Raw genomic sequence first — 20,200 nt, forward strand, 5'->3', positions numbered from 1 at the left:
ACGGGAGAGGCATGACTAAACCAGTAAGAATCAGAGATATTGCGCAGGCATGTGGGGTATCCGTCGGTGCAGTTTCACGTGCGCTAAAGGGCCAACCGGGCCTGAAAGAAGAGACACGACAGCGTATTGTGGCCATCGCCGAAGAGCAAGGATATGACTTTTCGCGACTGCACAGCGATAAGATAAAACGGGTTCTCTTCTTGCTACATCGTCAGCATGATATTGCGCGTGCTCTGCCCTTCTATTCGTCATTGCTACTTGGCGTCGAAGATAATTGCCGCGCGAAAGGAATTGCGATGAGTTTTTTGGCAATCGGTCCGGATGATGCGATTAATGATCAGGTTCTTCTGCATCACCCTGATGCGCTAATTTGTGCGGGATACTTTGAACCGCAACTCATTGCTACGCTCGCGCAGATGAAATTACCTATGGTGCTGGTCGACTTATGGTCACCTGGCCTGCCGTGTGTTAACCCTGATAATGTTCATGGTGGTTATTTAGCCACCCAACATTTGATTAAACTGGGTCGAAAACGTATCGCTTTTTTAGCCAGTACACTCTCCCATTACAGTATTCGTCAGCGTGAGAAAGGCTATCGCCAGGCGCTGTATGAAGCACAAATGTTGATGCCGCCTGAATATGAAGTGATTGCGTCCCCACTGGTTGATACAGAGCAATCGCTGATTTATGCGATGAACGAACTGTTAAACCTACCCACTCCCCCTGATGCTATTTTCGCTTACAACGACGTCACCGCGATGATTGCCATTAATATGTGCGAACAGCGTGGATTAAAGGTGCCTGAGGATGTGGCGATTGTTGGATTTGATAATATTGAAACCGCAGCTTGGGGACGTCCTTCATTAACAACAGTTGCCGTCGATAAACATAAATTAGGACATCAGGCAGTCAGCTTATTACTCTCTAATGCATTACAGGAGAAAAACCAGCTATTGCCAGTGAAGTTGGTTATTCGAGAAAGCAGCGGTAAAGAAAAGTAACGCTGAGCACACCAGCCTGACCAGGCTTTAATCATTAGGCTTGAGCGAAATATAAGGCTTCTTTAAATAATAAGAAGCCCTGACTTTGTTGTTACAACTCTAAAAATGGTAATCGCCTGCGCGCATTAGCTGCTGACTCAAATATCCCTTTTGCCATAGCTTCTCCAATTTCCGCACAGACAGTCAGCCCCTGAACGAAGGGTTGATCGTGCATCAGATATGGCAGCGCCCCAAAAGCAATGCGCCCACGAACAGATTCCGGTTGTAATAATATGTAGTCCTCACCGACATCCGGAATATCATCGCCGCCAGACTCGAGCTGTTTTCGTAGGCCAGGAAACGGTAGATCTTTAGTCTTAAGCGGCCTTTGCCCGCGGGCATCAATAAAAACGTCAAACTCATAAACATTTTGCCCGACGGAAATCGCCGTCTGTTTCTCTTTTACATCCATCTTATAATCCGGCCCGAGCGTAAGAATGCTGATTATCCCGGCCTCGCGTAACGCCAGTAAACGGCGAATAGATTGCGATGGTATTGCTGCGTAATTGTCGATAAACACTCGTGCAAGGCCCACGTTAAAGCGTTCCCGGTCCTGCTCGTCCAGATAAGGCACAATCAACTGGACGGCTTCATGTAACCGAAGGATCACGTAACGCCAGGGAACCGTTCGCTTGTCGCGCTTATTGCGTTCAACTTCATAAAGATTGGCTTCAGCCCAGTGAAACGGGTCGTTCATTTTCCTGTCAGCAAACCAGGCTTCAGCAAAACTATCCGCATCCAACGTATTGAGCGCCAGGTGTTTGCTCCATGCCGGGTCTGCACGTTCAATTTCCTCAACCATAAGGCCGAAAACCCGATTGAGAAGACCATCGGCCCCTGCTGAAATTTCGTGATTTATCGCCTCTTGCGTCACGACAGTTAGTGGCTCGTAAGGGATTGGGCAGTAGAAATCAGCTTCCGGCAGAATCCCCGATCGGGACATAAGCACAATGTTAAGCTTTTCACTCCCCTCATCGCGATTGAAATGGATTTGCTCTTGTTCCGATTCAACAAACTCTCCATGCTGGATGACCACTGCCATCGCGGCATCCAGAGCACTCAACGATGTCCCCATAATTCCGACCTTACACGCAGCAATTTTAGCCTCCATAAGCCCTGACCATGGGCTTGGGAAAAAGGTGCGGGTCGACTTATCCTCATCAGGCCATACGTGCCCGGTGGCAATCACGGCGAGATCAAACAATGCTGGGGAAGGTTCACCTTCTGCCCACAGTTTTACTCCCTCGGTAGTCGCCGCCAGATCGGTGACCTGGCAAGATTCATGAACCTCCACGCGGAATCCTTGCTCTTTTGCCTGAACAACCAGCTCCAGAAACTGATCGCGGAAGTACTCGCCAAGAAGGATACGCGGTAGAAACTGTCGGATATGAAGTGAGTCATGGCGAACACCATAACGCGCCAGATGATCTTCACTTTGGCTGCGCAACCAGTCGATGTAGGTCGAAAAAATAGGCGGGATTTCGATACTGGCAATATTGGCCAGCATCATTCGGGAGTTTTCTTCATCACTGTAAGGCATACCCACCCCTGCCTCACTGCCCTGCTCATAGATAGAAATGGACAGTGGCACTTGCTTCTTCAGAAGGGAGAAAAGAGTGTAAATGCCCGTAGGGCCTGCGCCGACAATAGCGATTCTTTTCATCAATCTGCACCCACCGTTGTTATAAAGTCTTCCATCTCTATGTTGAGATTAGGCTCATTCAACGGTTTCTGGCAATTTATCTGCCAAACAAACTCGTTTTACCTGGCATGGGTTACCCGCAGCAATAACCCCGGCAGGAATATCATGTTTCACCACGCTTCCTGCACCAATAGTGCTGCCTTTACCGATAGTTACACCTGGCAAAATAATAACTCCCCCACCGATCCATACATCATCGCCAATATTTATCGGGCGTGCGCTGCCAATATGTTGGTTTCGCGTATCAGGGTCCAGCGGATGCTGCGCGGTATAAATTTGTACGTCAGGAGCAATAAATACGTTATTACCAATAGTCACTGGCGCACAATCCAGTAGCACAAAGTTGAAATTAATAAATACATTATTCCCGATATGGGTATTACAGCCGTAATCAATACGCATCCCTTTTTCGAAATGAACATTTTCGCCAACGCGGCCAAATATTGTGCGAATTAACCTCTCTTTCTCGGTAACGGCACGGGCACTTAATGCATTAAATTCATCAACGATATCGCGTACCCGGTAACGGATTTCACGTAACTCTGGGTCATTAATATTATAATTTTCACCACTCACCATTTTGCTAAATTCGCGCATTCTTAACTCCTCACAGGCAATTGATGTTGTTAAATCATATTTTTTAGAACTGATAAATAACTACCTTTCGTAAACTGCATAGTCAGCACAAACGTCAATATATTCAGTTGTTTCTTACAACACCGAAAAGTAGAACAAAATTTATCCATATCAAATATTTGCATTGTTATGACCACACCTGATAAAAACCTCTAAAGTCTCAAGCTATCTGGTTGTTATTTATGTATTTATATTGTCATTCACTGAATTTATCAATTATGTCGCACTCATCACACAAATGATCACCACAGCAAAATAATCCATATATCTGCCTGCCTGGAGTCAGACGCTTTCTGGAAAGATCTTATAAAGTGCAGTCATTGGTTTTCGGAAACTACATTGAGCTTGCGGGATTTTGGAGATTTATTATGTCTAATGAAGTACTGCCTGGTTGCCCCAGTCACCTCAATACCAGAGCGCGCGACTCGCGCCGAATGACACTGTTTGTTTCCGTTTCTGCAGCGGTAGCGGGCCTGTTGTTTGGACTTGATATCGGAGTGATTTCTGGCGCATTACCCTTTATTACTCAGCATTTTACTTTAAGTAGCCAACAGCAAGAGTGGGTTGTGAGTACCATGATGTTAGGCGCAGCAATCGGTGCTCTTGCAAACGGCTGGCTCTCATCTGCGTTGGGTCGCAAATATAGTCTTATGGCAGGAGCGATATTATTTATTATCGGCTCACTCGGCTCTGCACTCGCGCCAACGGTAGAAATATTGATGGTCTCGCGCGTTGTCCTTGGGATGGCGGTGGGGATTGCTTCATACACCGCCCCTCTTTATCTGTCTGAAATGGCAACGGAAGATATTCGCGGGAAAATGATCAGCATGTATCAGCTGATGGTTACGCTGGGTATTTTGCTGGCATTCTTATCAGATACAGCCCTGAGCTACAGCGGCGACTGGCGAATGATGCTAGGCGTGCTGGCAATTCCTGCATTCCTGCTGCTGATACTGGTTGTCTTTTTGCCCAATAGCCCACGCTGGCTGGCGGCTAAAGGGCGCCATATTGAGGCAGAAGAAGTATTAAGTAAGTTGCGAGATACCTCGGAGAAAGCGCGCCAGGAATTGCAGGATATCCGTGAAAGCCTCAAGTTAAAACAGCACGGTTGGGAGCTGTTCAAAATGAACAGCAACGTGCGCCGTGCCGTATTCCTTGGCATGTTGTTGCAAGCGATGCAGCAGTTCACCGGCATGAATATCATTATGTATTACGCGCCAAAAATCTTTGAAATGGCGGGTTTCACGACCACGCATGAACAGATGATGGCAACCATTGTTGTCGGCCTGACGTTTATGCTCGCCACCTTCATTGCTATTTTCATGGTCGATAAAGCAGGACGTAAACCGGCACTGAAAATTGGCTTTAGCGTTATGGCTGTTGGCACGCTGGTGTTGGGCTATTGCCTGATGCAGTTTGATAATGGCAATGCTTCAGATGGTTTGTCTTACCTGTCTGTCGGTATGACTATGATGTGTATCGCAGGATATGCGATGAGTGCCGCACCTGTGGTTTGGATTCTGTGCTCTGAAATCCAACCGCTGAAAAGCCGTGATTTTGGGATTACCTGTTCAACCACCACGAACTGGGTGTCGAACATGATAATTGGTGCCACATTCCTGAGCCTGTTAGATGCAGTTGGCCCGGCAGCCACATTCTGGATGTATACCGCGCTTAATATTGCATTTATTGGCGTCACTTTCTGGCTAATTCCAGAAACGAAAAATGTCACACTGGAACACATCGAGAAGAAACTTATGGCGGGTGAAAAGCTACGTAATATTGGGCAGTAACTCTTCCAGTACAATAACCCCTGACCTCATCAGTCAGGGGTTATCTAATTGTTCTGGCAATTAAAGTGAGTTATCCATGCCGAATGGGTAACTCTCAATACAGTTGCGACCATTATTTTTTGCCTGATACAACATTTGGTCTGCTTTGTTAATAAGCCGCTGGTAATCAGGGTGGTTATCGAATTCGACCAAACCGGCACTGATGGTGACATTAAATGAGGTGTCTACATCGACTTCAATCATCTGGCTGGCAATATGGCTGCGCAGTCGCTCCGTCAGGACTTGAGCCTGAGACAGTGTCGTTTCCACCATCAACAACATAAATTCTTCACCACCGTAGCGGAAAACATAGTCACTACTGCGCACATACTCATGCAACCAGACCGCAATATTTTTTAGTGTGTTATCACCGACGGCGTGACCATAGTTATCATTGATTTTTTTGAAGTAATCTATGTCCAACAAAGCGATTGTAAAAGGTTTACCGGAGCTAATGGATAAACCAATCTCACGTCTCATAATCGTAGGGATAAAGCGACGAGTGAGTAGTTTGGTCATTGGATCTTTACCATTCTCACTTTTCACTATCTCTTCGAAGATAGAGCTAAGAATCATATTAACCTGTTCAATATCTTGCCTTAACAGGCGTAGCAAATGAATGCGACTTAACGTATTTGATGATTCTTTAGCAAACTCAGTGGTAATAAGCCTATCTATTTTTTGGATCAGTGCATCAACTTTCTTAATTAAATCTGGCTGCCTGAAAATATGCTGGCCTTTATGAGCAAACCATAGCCCGAATTCAGAATCACTAAGTAGCACACGTTCTTCAAATGGCAATTCAGTCGCAATATTATAAATAAACTGATTTTCCCAATCTTTTAATGCCCCTAACTGACGTTCACGTTCCACGCTCATATCGTCATAAACAGTTAGCAGGCGAAAATGTTCTTGATCGTGCATCATTTTTTGATGTGAAGGTGTAAAAGCAATAGTCATCACTTCAATTGCCGAATCTATTGCCATGCCACTAAAGAAGATAGCATCGTTAATTTCTTTTGCAGAGAGTTGTGTTTTATTTAATAGCAATTGAAAAAGTTCATACTTCAGCTTTCTGGCGCCACGGGCAACAAGATCGATAGGCAACCCAATCCGAGCATGAACCTCACCAACATTGCGCTGATGAGTAATTAACGCGGCTAAATCTTCACACGAACTCCCCAGCACTTTGCGCAACCAGTTATTCATACTGGCACTAAGTCTCTCTTCAACCTGGGTCGTGCTAAGGAATAATTTCGCCTTCTCATCCTGCAACATATATTGATAATACGCATCAACCAGCTGCCTGACCTCCTCATCACTAAGGCTCATAAGGGTCTGATGAGTTGCAGCATTTGTATTATTAATTAACAACTGCCACTCATTTTTAATAATGTCGTAATTAAGAGGTTGGATGTTTTTCATAAGTGTAACATTTATTCTTCGCGAGATATTATTTCTATTAAGGAATTCCCCTGTGAGTTGAATATTATCTCAACTGCTCTTTTTTGTATAACTTTATCATTTCCAGATATATATAATTCTCTTACTTAAAATTTCCACATTTAAATACATTCAACTGCTTTAAATACGTCAATACTTCTGCTATGCAACCCAATATTGCAGCAATAGCGAAAAACTTTGCGCCAGATAAAAAAGATTACTTTAAATTCCCCAATTGCTTGCGGATATGGTGCTGTAGCACCGCCAGCATGCTGGCACCGGACAACCCAATCATCAGCGCACCATTCACCGCTTCCAGTGGGCCGAGCAGCTTCCATTTTGTACTCATCACGATATCGCCATAACCCAACGTGGCAAAATTGACGCCAGAGTGATAAACAGCCTCTTGCAGTGAGGAAAACTCCCCCAGCCACAAAAACAAGATCCCCCACAGCATTATTTGCAGCAGATTACCCACCAATACAATGATGATGATGCCGAACAATGCCAATACGCCATAAAACATCCCTTCCTTCTGGTGAAAGCGCTTGATGTAAAAGCGAATGCACCAAACAGACATAAGTGATTGCAGCAACATATTGCACAGGATGACAGGCATCCCAGTTATCAAGACCAGCAACATTTTAACCCCCTTAATCGGTTTCGGCTGCTGGACGACCAGCCAGATGCCAGCGTTCAAGAACCACCACACACGCCCAGCCATACAGGGCAACAGCAACATATAGAGAACAGCGCATCAGCGATGCCAGCCAGACATCTTTACCGGAAGCACTGTCCTGAATTGCTGGGCCAAACAGAATCAGGCAGGTGACCCAGGCATTATTCCAGAAAGAGGGGGTGAATCGGCTAGTCGCCAGTCGCACCAAACGGCGCGCAACCCAAAGGCTAACGAGAGCCATCCACAGCACCAGCATCAGGAATGAAGGCCAGATGCTAAGCCCAAACCACAGCACTACCGCCAACAGCGCCCCCATCAAAGTCGATAGCACCAACTCTTTCCCGACCTGTTTTGCCGCAAGCGTGTTGGTTTGCTTTGCCAGCATCACGGTTTTCATCACTGCCGGGATATAAAACGCAGGGTTGCTTAATGCTAACAACCACACCGGCAATACAATAAGCACTGCACGTAAAGCCAGCTGGTGTGGAGATTCAGGAGGCAGTAGAGCCTTAGCTGCTGAGGCAGGTGTGGCCTGCGGCGGGAACAGTACTAACGCAAACCGGTTAACCACCGTACCAATGATGATGCCAAGCCCCATCATTTGAGCAATACCAATAGCTAGTGACTGCTCGATGAGTCCGGCAATCGGAATGATGGTAATGGCCGTCGTCAGTAGCATGGCCTGGGTTCCCTTCCCTCTAAGCCCCATCAGCATCAGCAGATAAAGCAGCAGCGCCGTAAACAGCAATGCAGATAACGGGTAGTGCGTCAGTAAAGGCACCATCAGCACGCCACCAATCATGGTCATCGTTAGCACTAAGCCAACAATAATCCCCTTTTTGACGGGCAAAGGTTTCCCCTGACACAACACAATCCAGGCCATAATGCAGCCCAAATGCGGCATCGGTAGTGCAAGACCGTAGCAGACCAGCGCCGCAATGGCCGATCCCACTCCAATTCTCAGTACCGCACGATCCCCGTTATGCATGGCCTACCTCAGTAGATATACGAGAACCAGCTCATCAGTCGTATGTAGATGCTACCGAAGAAGCTCATTACGCCAGCGCCATTGGCATAGACCAATACATCCGCCTGCCCACCGACCCGCAAGTTTTTAACCGGAGGGAAATCGTCTTTAACAAAGGCTATTTTCACCGGGAACCGCTGCGCCTGACGTAGCCAGTCACGGCTATTATCGACCGTAGGCAGAACACCTGCGGGCTGGCTTTGTGTAGCACTTACGCCATAACTGATGCTGCGCACCTGGCCTTTGAAAATATGCCCCGGCATGCTGTCGAGCAAAATGGCGACTTCATCACCGATATTCACGTTGCCAATGTTATTTTCGGTCATATCCGCGCTAATCCAGACATCGTTTATCGCCACCAGCGTCATAACTGGTGCCCCTGCGCCAAGAAACTGGCCGATATCAGTCCGCAGATCCGTCACCAGCCCGCGGTTGGTCGCAACAACTAGGGTATTTTTCCGGTCCAGCTCGGCCTTTTGCACCGCTGAACGAGCGCTCAGCAGTTGTGAGTTTTTTTCCCCGGATACGCCCGCAGCTTCCGTCGCTCGGCGCACATCAGCGGTGGCGGCTGCCATCTGGCTACGCGCGGTTTCCCGCGTGGCTTGTGCCACTTCGAGGCGACGAACTGAGATGGTGCCAGGATCTTCACGATACAAACGCTCCTGACGTTCAGCGTCTTTAGCCGCATTTTGATAAGCGGCTGTTGCCGCCTGTAAACCCGCTTTGGCCGCGGCAATGGTTTCATTATTGGCTTTGACCGAACTAAGCACTGTTTCATAGTCCGAGCGAGCCTTAGCCAACGCGATGTCATAAGGCTCAGGATCAAGCTCAAACAGCTTATCGCCCGGCGAGACCTCCTGATTATCGCGGACATAGACCTTTTGGATTTGCCCTCCCACTTCCGCAGCAATGGGGATAACAAATGCCTGAATCCTTGCCTGAGAGGTATAAGGCGTGAGGCGGTCCGCCGCCAGATACCAGCAAAGCAATAAAATGATGACCACGAGGAGACCTATCACTCCACGTCGACTGGCTTGCCCCGCCGGAGATGAGGATTCTGTCATTGCTGTTTACCTTCTTTGGGTAACGTTGCTGATGGCAAAGGGGCATCCAATAAAGGCACCCAGTTATCACGCTGGCGTAAATGAGCATCGGTTTGCTTATCAACCAGTGGGCGCTCACGCCCTTTCTCCCAACCGCCGCCCAGAGCTTTATAGAGCGTAATCAAGTCACGCATCAGGGCACCCCGGCTATTCACTAGTCGTTCCTGCTGATTGAACAAGGCTCTTTGTGAATCCAGTACACGCTGGAAGTCAGCCATACCCTCACGATATTGGGTGTTGGCGATATCCAAAGAACGGTTTGCCGCCTGCCCGGTTTGGGTCAGCAGATCGATCTCTTGTTTATCATTGGCGTAAGCAACGGCTGCATCATCCACTTCACGTGCGGCCTGAAATACCGTATCCCGGTAGCGTTCATGCATTTGCAGGAACCGCGCATCTTGTACCAACACCTGGTTACCCAGCCGCCCTTGATCAAGCAAGTTCCAGCTAAATGTCGGCCCCGCCGCCCAGGACAGCGTGCTACTTCCGCCGTTTCGGGCGCTAATTCCCACGCTGCCGATAAGAGAAATAGACGGATAGAGTTCAGTTTCTGCCACGCCTATCAAGGCTGACTGCGCCGCTAATTGCCTTTCAGCCGCTCGCACATCAGGTCGGCGGCGCAGCAAATCTGCCGGTAGTTCCGACACCAGCTCGAGGTTGCCCTTCGGAAGGACCCCTGTGTTATCGACCATTTCGGGTAACGGGCCAGGTTTTCGCGCCAGCAGCACGCTCAATGCGTTCTGGCTCTGACGCAGACTTGTTTCCAGTTGAGGAAGACTTGAAAGAGTTGATAGGTATTGGGTTCTCGCCTGCTGTACATCCAGCTCAGCACTGTTGCCACTGAGGAATAAACGTTCTGTGATTTGCAGGCTACGCTGCTGAATTTTGGCGTTACTGCGGGTAATTTGCAGGCGCGCTTCAAGCGTACGGATATTCACATACAGCTGGGCGACTTGTGCCGCCATCAGCACCTGAATATCGTCATATTGCGCAAGTGTTGCGAAGTAACTCGCATCGGCAGATTCGACACCACGTTTGAACTTGCCCCAGAAATCTATCTCCCATCCCAGGTTAAAGCCCGCGCCATAGTTGGTGCTAGCGATGTAACGGTCATTATGTTGTTGACCGCCAGTAATGACTTGCCCATCGCCAATGGTTGCCTGAGGTGAGAGTAAGCTTTCTGCAATCCCCAACTGTGCTCGTGATTCAAGCAGGCGCAGACCGGCAATTTTGACGTCAGGATTTTTCCGTAAGGCCTCGTTGACGAGCAAGGTAAGCGTCGGGTCATTAAGCTGTATCCACCACTGGTCATAACTGCTCTGAGATACGCCAGATGCCATACTCTTCGTCGCTGGCTGCCATTGCGCCAGCTCCGGAACTTGTGGAGTTTTATAGTCAGGCCCCAGAGTGGTACACGCGCTCAAGACCAGGCTTGCGCCCCCCGTTATCAGGAGGCGCCTGAATCTGTCTTCACAGAGCATCTTGCCCGCTCAACGTCGGGCCTGACGGACCTTCTTTAACCCAGGCCATGAAGATTCGGTAACCAATAGATAGCAAGGTCGCGCCAATAAACATGCCGAGAATACCGTTGGTCGCCATACCTCCCAGCGCCCCCAATAGCACCACAGGCATTGGCACATCTACACCACGCCCCAACAACAAAGGTTTCAGCACATTGTCCGCCATACCGGCGACAATCAGCAGAATGGTGAAAATGATATTCATCACGGTTCCGTTGTCGCCTGTCATCCACATAATCGCGATAGCCGGGGCGGTAACCAGTATCACCGGAACCTGGGCAATACCCAGAATCAGAGCCAGAACGAAGAAAATCCCCACGGCAGGAATACCAGCGAACGCCATCACAATACCGGCCAGCAACGCCTGAATGAAGGCAACACCAATAACCCCCATCGCTACGGCACGAATGGTATTGGTGCAAAGTTTAGTCAGGGCCGGGCCTTTTCTTTCATCGGTGATGCGTGTGGCGATACTCGTAGCACTTGCCGCACCTGAAGCACCCCAGGCCATCATGATACCGGCGACGATAAAGGAGAATACAAAGCCAATCAAACCGCCACTCATGCTAGCCAGAATGGTAATAACCTGGCGGGTAATCTCACCTAGTTGCGGGCCATAACTTTTAACTAAACCCGGTAAATCTGTCGCGGCCCTCATCCACACAACATAGATTTTTTCACCCACAATCGGTATTGCCACCAGGCGATTCGAAGGTTGCGGAATGACCAGGCTATCACTGGTGACTTTTGAAATAAGTGCACTGACGCTATCACCCAGGGAGCTAATCATCGCGATGGTAGGTACAACGATTAGCAACACCCCCAGCAACACCAGCAAGGTCGCAGCCCATCCCTGTTTATTCCCCATACGCGCAGCAAAACGTTGATGAAGCGGATAGAGAGTCACCGCCAGAATAAGTGCCCACAGCAGCATATTCATAAAAGGCGAGATGACAGTAAAACAGAAGGAGGCTAGTGCGAGGATGAGACCAAATTTGATGAACATATCCAGAAATCTGGCAACCAGTCTTTTCTCAGCTAAGGGAGTATCATTAATTTCCATGATGCGGTTATTCCAGGTGATAGTGACTACGTAACTATCCAGATCTCGAGCATTAATGACCGGGACAGCAGATCGCTGGCATTGCATTTTAAAAAATTAGATTGAGCCCAGTAATATAAACCCGTTGGTTTTTATTAACTATTTTGATAATAGAACAAACAGACATTACTGCAAAAATGGCACAAAGAGTGTGGTCGCCAGACTTACCATCTAAAAACAAAGATAAAAAATTTAATCTATACAACGGCATTCTATTTTCGATAGCATTTTCCGTATAAATACAAATAAAAAATCAGAACTAAGCTCTGTAAAAAACAACCCGTACAATCGAAAATATCACAACGGCGTTCGTAACACCTCACTCACTGATGAATACATCACCAGAAACGAATGAAATGACAATACCCCCCAACATCATTTCGGGTGATGTTCTTTCTGCAGAATAATTATTTCAGGCTATACCCAAGTATTAAACCAGCCTTATTAGCACACAACAAAACGGTTTTTTGTTTATTTTTAACAAACACTAATCAACTCAATGAGAATAATTGCGGCATTAAGGTATCAAAGTGTTAATAATTAATTGCAAGCCATTAATAATACAAGGTCATATCTAAAAACAAGGCGACTGTTAGCACGCAAACCATAAAACCTCAGTTGAACTCAGGCTGATCCCACAACAAATGATTTTTGTGGTACAAAGTACCAGCAATTTTTAACCATTTTCAGGGACGCGCCATGTCTGTTTCCATCGATATTATTTCCTGCATCACCGATCGTTTTGTGGAGCTGACCACGACAGAAAAGCGTATTGCACAATTTATTCTCGATGATGTGCAATCAGCTACGACTTTATCAATTTCAGAAATGGCGCGGCTTACAGATACCAGTCAGGCATCGATTACCCGTTTTGCACGCGCGATTGGCTGCAAAGATGTGCGCGAGCTAAAAGTGAAACTCGCACAGTCGCTGGCGGTAGGGCAACGTTTTATTCTGGATGTACCTGACCTCGAAGGCGTGCAAGGTATCTACGAAACTATCATTAATGTGCTGGATATTAATCGCCGGGCACTCGATACCGACTCGCTTAACAAAGCGGTGGAATGGTTGGGCCAAAGCCGACAAATTCTCGCTATCGGCATGGGCGGTGGCTCCACAATTTGTGCCCAGGAAGTACAATTTCGCCTGTTCCGTCTTGGCCTTCCGGTGGTCAGCCAAAGTGATGGTCTGCTGGTCAGAATGATGTGTTCGGCTGTGTCACCCAACGATGTGGTACTGGCATTATCGCTGGGAGGATACACACCAGAGGTGATTGAAAGTGCGGCTATCGCCCGGCAGTACGGTGCAAAAGTGATTGCCATCACCCCGCAAGACTCACCGCTGGCGCAAAACGCTGATATTGTGCTGCCGCTGATAGTGCGGGAAAACGACTATATTTTTAAGCCCAGCACCTCGCGCTATGCGATGTTAGCAATGGTAGATGTGTTGGCGACGGAGCTGGCTATGGCCAATAAAAACCAGACCAAAGACCGCCTGCGCCGCATCAAACTTGCCCTGGATAGCCATCGGGGTGGTGCGGACAGACAGCCTCTGGGGGATTAGCGGCTTGCCGGGTGCCTCCCTCAAGAAGAGGGAGGAGCGAACTAACCCTTAACGGTCTGCCCGATAACAGGTCAAATCCACTTCGACTTTACAATCCACCACCAGGTCAGCCACACAACAGACGCGAGCTGGCGGATGCTCGGCAAAGAACTCAGCGAACACTTTGTTAAACGACTGGAAATAGCGCGCGTCGGTAAGATAAACCTTCACATGCACCACATCGGCCAGGGTGTAGCCCGCACTTTCCATGATGTCCACGCAGTTCTGAATCGCCAGGCGCGACTGCTCAATAATGCCACCTTCAACGACTTCACCATCTTTCATTGGCGTTTGCCCGGAAACATAAAGCCAACCACCCGCTTCTACCGCTTTTGCAAAGGGTAAGTGCTGCCCGCCTGTTCCAGTGCTGCCACCGACTCCGTAACGTTTAATGCTCATTGTTGTTCCTTATTGATTTTCATTCTCTCAGGAGAGGGGCGAAATGAAGATGCGATTTAGCGACGTAAGAACCGCCCGGCACGCCCGATAACTTGTTGATCCCGACCATAACTCATCACACCGTTAACCATTACCGCTTCGATACCAGCAGCCGGTTGTTGCGGATCGCTAAAGCTTGCCACATCGCGCACGGTTTCAGCATCAAACATCACTAAATCAGCATAATAGCCGCACTTCACCAGTCCGCGCCCATCAAGCTGGAAACGAGCAGCCGACATTCCCGTCATCTTATGCACTGCAACAGTCAGCGGAAATAGCTTCTCATCACGGCTGTAGTGACCAAGCACACGCGGGAAGGCTCCCCACAAACGCGGATGCGGCATCGGATCGTTTGGCAAACCGTCTGAGCCGACCATGGTGACCGGGTAGCTCAACACGCGTCGCACGTCCTGCTCGTCCATGTTGTAGTAAATCGCCCCGGCTGGCATCAGCAATTTCCCCGCCTCAGTCAACGTCATCGACCAGTTTTGCGCGATCTGTTTTAGCGACTGCCCGGCAATTTCAGGATGCGGTTCCGACCAGGTAATCACAATGTCGAATTCGTCGGTAATTTGTTTCAGGTCCAGCGTAGAAGAGCTCGCAGAGTAGGGATAACAGTCGCAGGACACATCCTGCTGCTGGCGCACCTTGTCGAATAGTTTCAATGTTTCAACCGTCCGCCCCCAGTTCTTTGCCCCGGCGCACTTATGATGTGAAACAACGACAGGCACTTTGCCATGACGACCAATGCGAAAGGCCTCATCGAGCGCCTCAAGAATCGGCTCAAATTCCGAGCGCAGATGGGTGGTGTAAATTCCTTTCCCCGCCGCCAACTCTTCCGCCAACGCCATCACCTCTTCTGTTGTGGAATGGAACGCGCTGCCATAGGCAAGACCAGTACTTAACCCTAGACCGCCCTGCTGCAACGCCTCACGAAGCTGCGCGCGCATGGCGCTAATTTCTTCGCTTGTGGCGGCGCGGAACAAGTCATCCATATGATTATTACGCAGCGCCGTGTGGCCAATTAATGTGCCGACGTTAACCGCCGGCTTAGCTTGCTCTACGGCTTGCGCGTAGGCGGCAACCGTTGGGTAGATGAAGTGTTCCACTTCACCGAGCAAATTCATCGGGTCAGGCACATTACCCTTCATGGTCGCCGTGGCGGCACTGATTCCGCAATTGCCGACGATCACTGTCGTAATACCCTGGCTAATTTTTGGCAGGTACTCCGGCATCCGGATAACGTTAATGTCATCGTGGGTATGAACATCAATAAAACCAGGAGCCAACACCCGGCCTTTTCCATCAATTTCTTCATGTGCCGAACCACTGATCATTGGCGCGATTTCCACAATGCGATCGCCCTGCACCGCAACATCAGCACGATATTGCGCTCCACCGCTTCCATCGATAACCGTGACATTCCTGAACAAGTAATCGAACTTCATGTCTTCCTAACCCCCGTTATGTTCTGGATTAAAGTTAACCATTTACAAGCGTAAAAAACAGTGGAAGACTACTCAAAACCCCTATGAAATTATGATACTTTTATTCAATTAAGCACATTATTTTTAATAAAAAATATATTTTTCATTAAATTACAAATGATACATTGTCTGAAAGAAATGAAAATCACAAAGGAATAACGTTATGAAATACCAGAACGCTAACCTCGTCCTACACAAATCAGCCTTGATGTTTACCCCTGCTAATATCCTCAACGAAGACATTTGTTTACCCGCAGCCGTTATCAAAAAAGGCGCGCTGGAGAACAATATTCAGTGGATGCAGCGCTACGCAGATACGCGCGGTGTCTCCCTGGCCCCTCACGGGAAAACCACCATGACACCGTGGATTTTTCAACAACAGCAGCAAGCGGGGGCCTGGGCGGTAGGTGTCGGCAGCGCCTGGCAAGCAAGCATTGCGATGGTTAGCGGTATCAAACGAGTGTTGATGGTTAACCAGTTGGTCGGCAAAGCAAATATGCAGCTGGTCTCACAGCTAAAAGCTCATTACCCGGATGTCGATTACCTATGCTGTGTTGACAGTCTTGCCAATGCAAAAGCGCTTTCTGCTTTCTTTAGCGCGAATAACCAGCGGCTTGATGTTTTGATTGAACTGGGGGTACCTGGTGGGCGCTGTGGTTGCCGCACGACTGAACAGGCACAAACCCTGGCCGAGGGAATTTCTATACTCCCGGGTCTGCGCTTACGCGGTCTGGAACTGTATGAAGGCGTGCTGCACGGCGAAAACCCGCAACCGAAAGTGGAAGCATTGCTGCGCGACGCCGCGGCACTCGCCTGCCAGCTAGAGCAATATGTTGACGGGGAATTTATCCTCACGGGTGCGGGTTCTGTTTGGTATGACGTGGTATGTAATGTCTGGCTGGTCGCGCAAAAACCGGCAAACTGCCGCATTGTTATCCGCCCTGGTTGTTACATCACGCACGATGCCGGTATTTACCAGCAAGCACAGGACGAGCTTATGGCGCGCGATAAAGTCGCCTGTGATCTTGGGGGAGATTTAGTCTCGGCTCTGGAGCTGGTTGCAATGGTGCAATCCGTACCGGAAAGCGACCGCGCGATTGTGAATTTTGGCAAACGAGACAGCGCTTTTGACGCAGGTTTACCGCAGCCTGTTGCGCATTACCGAGCGGGAAAATCACTGGAACTGGTAGCTAATGCCATCGAAACCACCGGCATCATGGATCAACATGCCATGCTGAAACTCAAAGCCGGTGCTGATGTGCAGGTGGGGGATATTCTGGTCTTCAGCACTTCCCATCCGTGCCTGACATTCGACAAATGGAAAGCGCTCTTACTGGTTGATGAGCAGTACAACGTTCTCGAAACGTTGGAAACAGCCTTTTGATCAAATAGTTTGCCGGTCGGGTTAGCATTCGCGACACCCGACATTTATGCCATCGGCTCAGCTATCAATCCCTTCACAAAGCAAATCAATAATTAACAACGAACCGTAGCGCACTTCTGTTAGCGGTAAAAGAATATCGTCGCTGTGAATAAATGAGCCGCTATCCCGGCCAATGAAAATGATTTCAGCACCCAGCCGACGCGCCTGATGCGCCGCCGCAATCAGTGCATTTTCCGGTGCAGAGCCTGCAAAAACTACCAACACTTGTCCGGCACCAAGCATCGATGCAGTAATACTCATCAGCGCTGGGTCCTGACAAATATTGGCCGGATAGCCCTGAGTCAGCAGGCGATATTGCAACAGGCTCGCAAAAGGCGTATCTGCCGCACTGGCACTGAAAATATGCACCGCTTTCGCCTGTTTTAAACGAACAACTGCCTGATTGATGACTGCGGGTTGCAGTTCGCAGAACTGTGAATTTAGTGCATTTTGCAGCTTGTTCAGTTTTTCACGCCATGGCAAAGCCATATCACCACCGGCTACCGGTGTACTGGCTTGCGCCAGTTTCATACGCAAATCACGGATATCGTCACACCCCGAAGCTCTGGCAAATCGGGTAATAGTTGCCGGGCTAACCCCAGCAGCCGTCGCAAGCTGGTCGATGGTGGCCGAGGCAGCAAAAGAGACATCATCAAGAATGGTCTGCGCCACGCGTGATTCTTGCTGGCTGAAGTCATTCAGGCGGTTGCGGATCTGGCCGAGAATATCCCCGTTATTCTCACGCCCTATTGAGTGCGAAAACCTGTCGAGTATTTCGCTACCAATACCAGCGTTAAGGGCCAGCGCTTTCAGTGCACCCGGATCTACCCAGGCAGCATCGCCCAGCATAGGGGCTGCGGGAACTTGCAGATTGTTCTCCTGCTGTTGATGGCGCACCTGGCCGATAAAATCATTGATATCGTCACAGCCAATGCTGCGCGCAAAGTGCTGCAACGTGGCAGGGCTCACCCCTGCCTTTGTCGCTAACTCTTCCATCGTTGCTTCGGGTATTTGCGCGAAGTTATCGAGGAAAAAGCGTGCCAGACGAGATTCTTGCGCAGGCAGGCCAGATAACCCGTGTACCAGTTGGTAAACAATATCCATAACAGGGGGCGTCCTAATGTCGGCATTAACTGCTCGTTAAAAGCATCATAAATGTTTGAAATTATTTTTCAATCCATCTCATTCACGTACACATTATTCTCTACAACGCTCGCCATCCATATCCATTTTCCTATAGAGATCACATATTCATCCGGCCTCAGTGCCATCGGGAAATAATCCAACAGTGATCACACTCATGAAAATAATTTTCATACATGCTAATTAAAACAGCTAATGTATGAAATATGTTTTCAAATGAGGGGAAGGTTGTAATGAAAAAAATCATGTTGTGCTGTGCTGCGGGGATGTCCACCAGCATGCTGGTACAAAAAATGCGTACCGAAGCGACGAAGCGTTCTCTGGAAATCGAAATTGACGCCATCCCGGTATCCGAAATTGAAGGCCAATTGCGCCATGCCGACGTGGTATTGCTTGGCCCGCAAGTACAGTACGAATTACAGCGCCTGACTGAGCTTTCCACACCGCTGGGGAAACCTGTCGCGGTGATAGATATGATGGATTACGGCACCATGCGCGGCGATCGCGTGCTGGATAAAGCCCTCGCCCTAATGGCCTGAGACAGGCGGAGAACAAGATGAAAATTACCGTTATTGGCGGGGGAAGCAGTTATACCCCGGAGTTGATTGAAGGATTGATTGAACGCCATGCTTCACTGCCAATGGCGGAACTGGCATTGGTGGATGTAGAAGCGGGTCGCGAGAAAGTCGATATTATTGCCGCCCTCGCCCGTCGCATGCTCGACAGAAATGGTCTGGAGTCCGTCAAGGTATCCGTACATTTTGACGCTGACGAAGCCATCAAAGGTTCCAGTTTTGTCTTAACGCAGCTGCGCGTGGGGCAACTTCCCGCCCGCGCCGCCGATGAACGCCTGGGTTTAAGCCACAAGCTTCTCGGCCAGGAAACCACGGGGGTTGGCGGTTTTGCGAAAGCGTTGCGCACCATTCCCGTGATGCTCGATATTGCCCACCGCGTGGAGCGTCTCGCCCCGGATGCGTGGATTATCAACTTCACCAATCCGGCCGGCATTGTGACCGAAGCGGTATCACGTTATAGCAAAGCAAAAATCATCGGTCTGTGTAATGTGCCGGTGACAATGCACCATATGATTGCCGACATGCTAAAACTGCCTCATGACAAAGTTTCGCTCCGTTTTGTGGGCCTGAATCATATGGTTTGGGTGCATAAAGTGTTGGCAAACGGACGCGATGCCACCGACGAAGTTATTGAAATGCTGTGCGATGGCGAGCAGCTTTCCATGAACAACATTAAAGCGATTCCGTGGCCTGCGGATTTGCTGCGCGCACTAGGCGCCATTCCCTGCCCTTACCACCGTTACTTCTGGCAAACGCGCACCATGCTGGAAGATGAACTCTCTGATGCCGCTACTAAAGGCACTCGTGCCGAGCTGGTCATGAAGGTGGAAGAGTCACTGTTTAAGCTCTATGCCGATCCAAACCTCGATAAAAAACCGGAAGAACTTAGCCAGCGTGGTGGTTCGTTCTACTCCGAGGTCGCGGTGCAATTGATTAACGCCTTACACAACAATCTCGGTATGGAAATGGTGGTGAATACCGCTAACAACGGTGCCATTCAGGGGTTACCAGACGACGCAGTGATTGAAACCAACTGCCTGATTGACGCCCTTGGCGCACATCCGCTGGCCTTTGGGAAATTACCGCTGCTGATGAACGGCCTGACTCAGCAAGTTAAAGATTTTGAACGTTTGACCATTGAAGCGGCGGTTCACGGCGATAAGCAAAAAGCGTTACTGGCATTGGTGGCCAATCCACTGGTCGCTGATGTCAATCTGGCGTCTGCGCTGGTCGATGAAGTGCTAAGTATCAATAAAGCGTGGCTGCCGCAGTTTAACGTTTAAACCAGCGTTGTCGGATGTCGCTACGCTAATCCGACCTACGACTAAATAAAATTATAATTCTACCCAAAATAATTCGAGTTGCAGGAAGGCGGCCAGCCCGTAAGTCCCCAGGAGCATAGCTAACTATGTGACTGGGGCGCGCGGGTGCAGCCAACGCACCTGCGG

Annotated in this window: 17 protein-coding genes; 6 read left to right on the forward strand and 11 right to left on the reverse strand. The window is 49.0% G+C overall.

The features are described from left to right. The first annotated feature begins 11 nt into the window (after positions 1-11). On the forward strand, positions 12-1,001 hold the full coding sequence (locus LVQ77_RS07410) for a LacI family DNA-binding transcriptional regulator (RefSeq protein WP_151994870.1): 990 nt from the start codon (positions 12-14) through the stop codon (positions 999-1,001). A gap of 91 nt (positions 1,002-1,092) precedes the next feature. Here LVQ77_RS07410 and LVQ77_RS07415 read toward each other — a convergent pair whose 3' ends face one another. Then, the gene (locus tag LVQ77_RS07415; protein ID WP_232904082.1) at positions 1,093-2,703 is read right to left on the reverse strand and encodes an FAD-NAD(P)-binding protein; all 1,611 of its coding nucleotides are present in this window, start codon (positions 2,701-2,703) and stop codon (positions 1,093-1,095) included. A gap of 54 nt (positions 2,704-2,757) precedes the next feature. Next, positions 2,758-3,339 (reverse strand): sugar O-acetyltransferase, encoded by a 582-nt coding sequence (locus LVQ77_RS07420; protein ID WP_232904083.1) that lies wholly within the window; start codon positions 3,337-3,339, stop codon positions 2,758-2,760. Between the two features lie 407 nt (positions 3,340-3,746). On the opposite strand from LVQ77_RS07420, the gene LVQ77_RS07425 reads away from it, so the two are divergent. Then, positions 3,747-5,171 carry a sugar porter family MFS transporter gene (locus LVQ77_RS07425; RefSeq protein ID WP_151994867.1) on the forward strand — a complete coding sequence of 475 codons (1,425 nt, stop codon included), beginning with the start codon at positions 3,747-3,749 and terminating at the stop codon, positions 5,169-5,171. A gap of 60 nt (positions 5,172-5,231) precedes the next feature. Here the strand turns inward: LVQ77_RS07425 and LVQ77_RS07430 are convergent, their stop codons facing one another. The 6 genes from LVQ77_RS07430 to LVQ77_RS07455 form a co-directional block, all read right to left on the reverse strand. Then, entirely contained in the window at positions 5,232-6,635 is a 1,404-nt protein-coding gene (locus tag LVQ77_RS07430) for a diguanylate cyclase (protein ID WP_232904084.1), read from the reverse strand. 235 nt (positions 6,636-6,870) lie between these two features. Next, positions 6,871-7,296, reverse strand: a complete 426-nt coding sequence (locus tag LVQ77_RS07435; RefSeq protein ID WP_232904085.1) for an ion channel — start codon at positions 7,294-7,296, stop codon at positions 6,871-6,873. Between the two features lie 10 nt (positions 7,297-7,306). Then, positions 7,307-8,320 (reverse strand): DUF2955 domain-containing protein, encoded by a 1,014-nt coding sequence (locus LVQ77_RS07440; protein ID WP_232904086.1) that lies wholly within the window; start codon positions 8,318-8,320, stop codon positions 7,307-7,309. Positions 8,321-8,328: 8 nt separating this feature from the next. Further along, a complete protein-coding gene (locus LVQ77_RS07445) occupies positions 8,329-9,423 on the reverse strand; it encodes an HlyD family secretion protein (RefSeq protein ID WP_232904087.1) in 1,095 nt (364 codons plus the stop codon). Then, complete coding sequence (locus LVQ77_RS07450) at positions 9,420-10,886, reverse strand: efflux transporter outer membrane subunit (protein ID WP_232904088.1); 1,467 nt, start codon at positions 10,884-10,886, stop codon at positions 9,420-9,422. Before LVQ77_RS07450 ends, LVQ77_RS07445 begins: the two co-directional genes overlap by 4 nt. A gap of 46 nt (positions 10,887-10,932) precedes the next feature. Continuing rightward, positions 10,933-12,045: an AI-2E family transporter gene (locus LVQ77_RS07455; protein WP_151994861.1), complete on the reverse strand. Its 1,113-nt coding sequence runs from the start codon at positions 12,043-12,045 to the stop codon at positions 10,933-10,935. A gap of 738 nt (positions 12,046-12,783) precedes the next feature. Here LVQ77_RS07455 and LVQ77_RS07460 point away from each other — a divergent pair. Continuing rightward, entirely contained in the window at positions 12,784-13,647 is an 864-nt protein-coding gene (locus tag LVQ77_RS07460; protein WP_232864217.1) for a MurR/RpiR family transcriptional regulator, read from the forward strand. Positions 13,648-13,695: 48 nt separating this feature from the next. Here the strand turns inward: LVQ77_RS07460 and LVQ77_RS07465 are convergent, their stop codons facing one another. Both LVQ77_RS07465 and LVQ77_RS07470 read right to left on the reverse strand, forming a co-directional pair. Next, the gene (locus LVQ77_RS07465; protein ID WP_232864216.1) at positions 13,696-14,085 is read right to left on the reverse strand and encodes a RidA family protein; all 390 of its coding nucleotides are present in this window, start codon (positions 14,083-14,085) and stop codon (positions 13,696-13,698) included. A gap of 56 nt (positions 14,086-14,141) precedes the next feature. Next, a complete protein-coding gene (locus LVQ77_RS07470) occupies positions 14,142-15,572 on the reverse strand; it encodes an N-acyl-D-amino-acid deacylase family protein (protein WP_232864215.1) in 1,431 nt (476 codons plus the stop codon). A 202-nt stretch (positions 15,573-15,774) separates the two neighbouring features. On the opposite strand from LVQ77_RS07470, the gene LVQ77_RS07475 reads away from it, so the two are divergent. Beyond that, positions 15,775-16,995, forward strand: coding sequence for an amino acid deaminase (locus LVQ77_RS07475; protein ID WP_232864214.1), 1,221 nt, complete (start codon positions 15,775-15,777; stop codon positions 16,993-16,995). A 57-nt stretch (positions 16,996-17,052) separates the two neighbouring features. Here LVQ77_RS07475 and LVQ77_RS07480 read toward each other — a convergent pair whose 3' ends face one another. Then, positions 17,053-18,138 carry a MurR/RpiR family transcriptional regulator gene (locus tag LVQ77_RS07480; protein WP_232864213.1) on the reverse strand — a complete coding sequence of 362 codons (1,086 nt, stop codon included), beginning with the start codon at positions 18,136-18,138 and terminating at the stop codon, positions 17,053-17,055. Between the two features lie 272 nt (positions 18,139-18,410). Here LVQ77_RS07480 and LVQ77_RS07485 point away from each other — a divergent pair, with 272 nt between their 5' ends. Both LVQ77_RS07485 and LVQ77_RS07490 read left to right on the forward strand, forming a co-directional pair. After that, positions 18,411-18,716, forward strand: a complete 306-nt coding sequence (locus LVQ77_RS07485) for a PTS sugar transporter subunit IIB (RefSeq protein WP_064516930.1) — start codon at positions 18,411-18,413, stop codon at positions 18,714-18,716. A gap of 17 nt (positions 18,717-18,733) precedes the next feature. Then, entirely contained in the window at positions 18,734-20,035 is a 1,302-nt protein-coding gene (locus LVQ77_RS07490; protein WP_232864212.1) for a 6-phospho-beta-glucosidase, read from the forward strand. Positions 20,036-20,200 lie beyond the last annotated feature (165 nt).

Source organism: Buttiauxella cochleicola (genome assembly GCF_021282435.1).
Lineage (GTDB): Bacteria > Pseudomonadota > Gammaproteobacteria > Enterobacterales > Enterobacteriaceae > Buttiauxella > Buttiauxella massiliensis.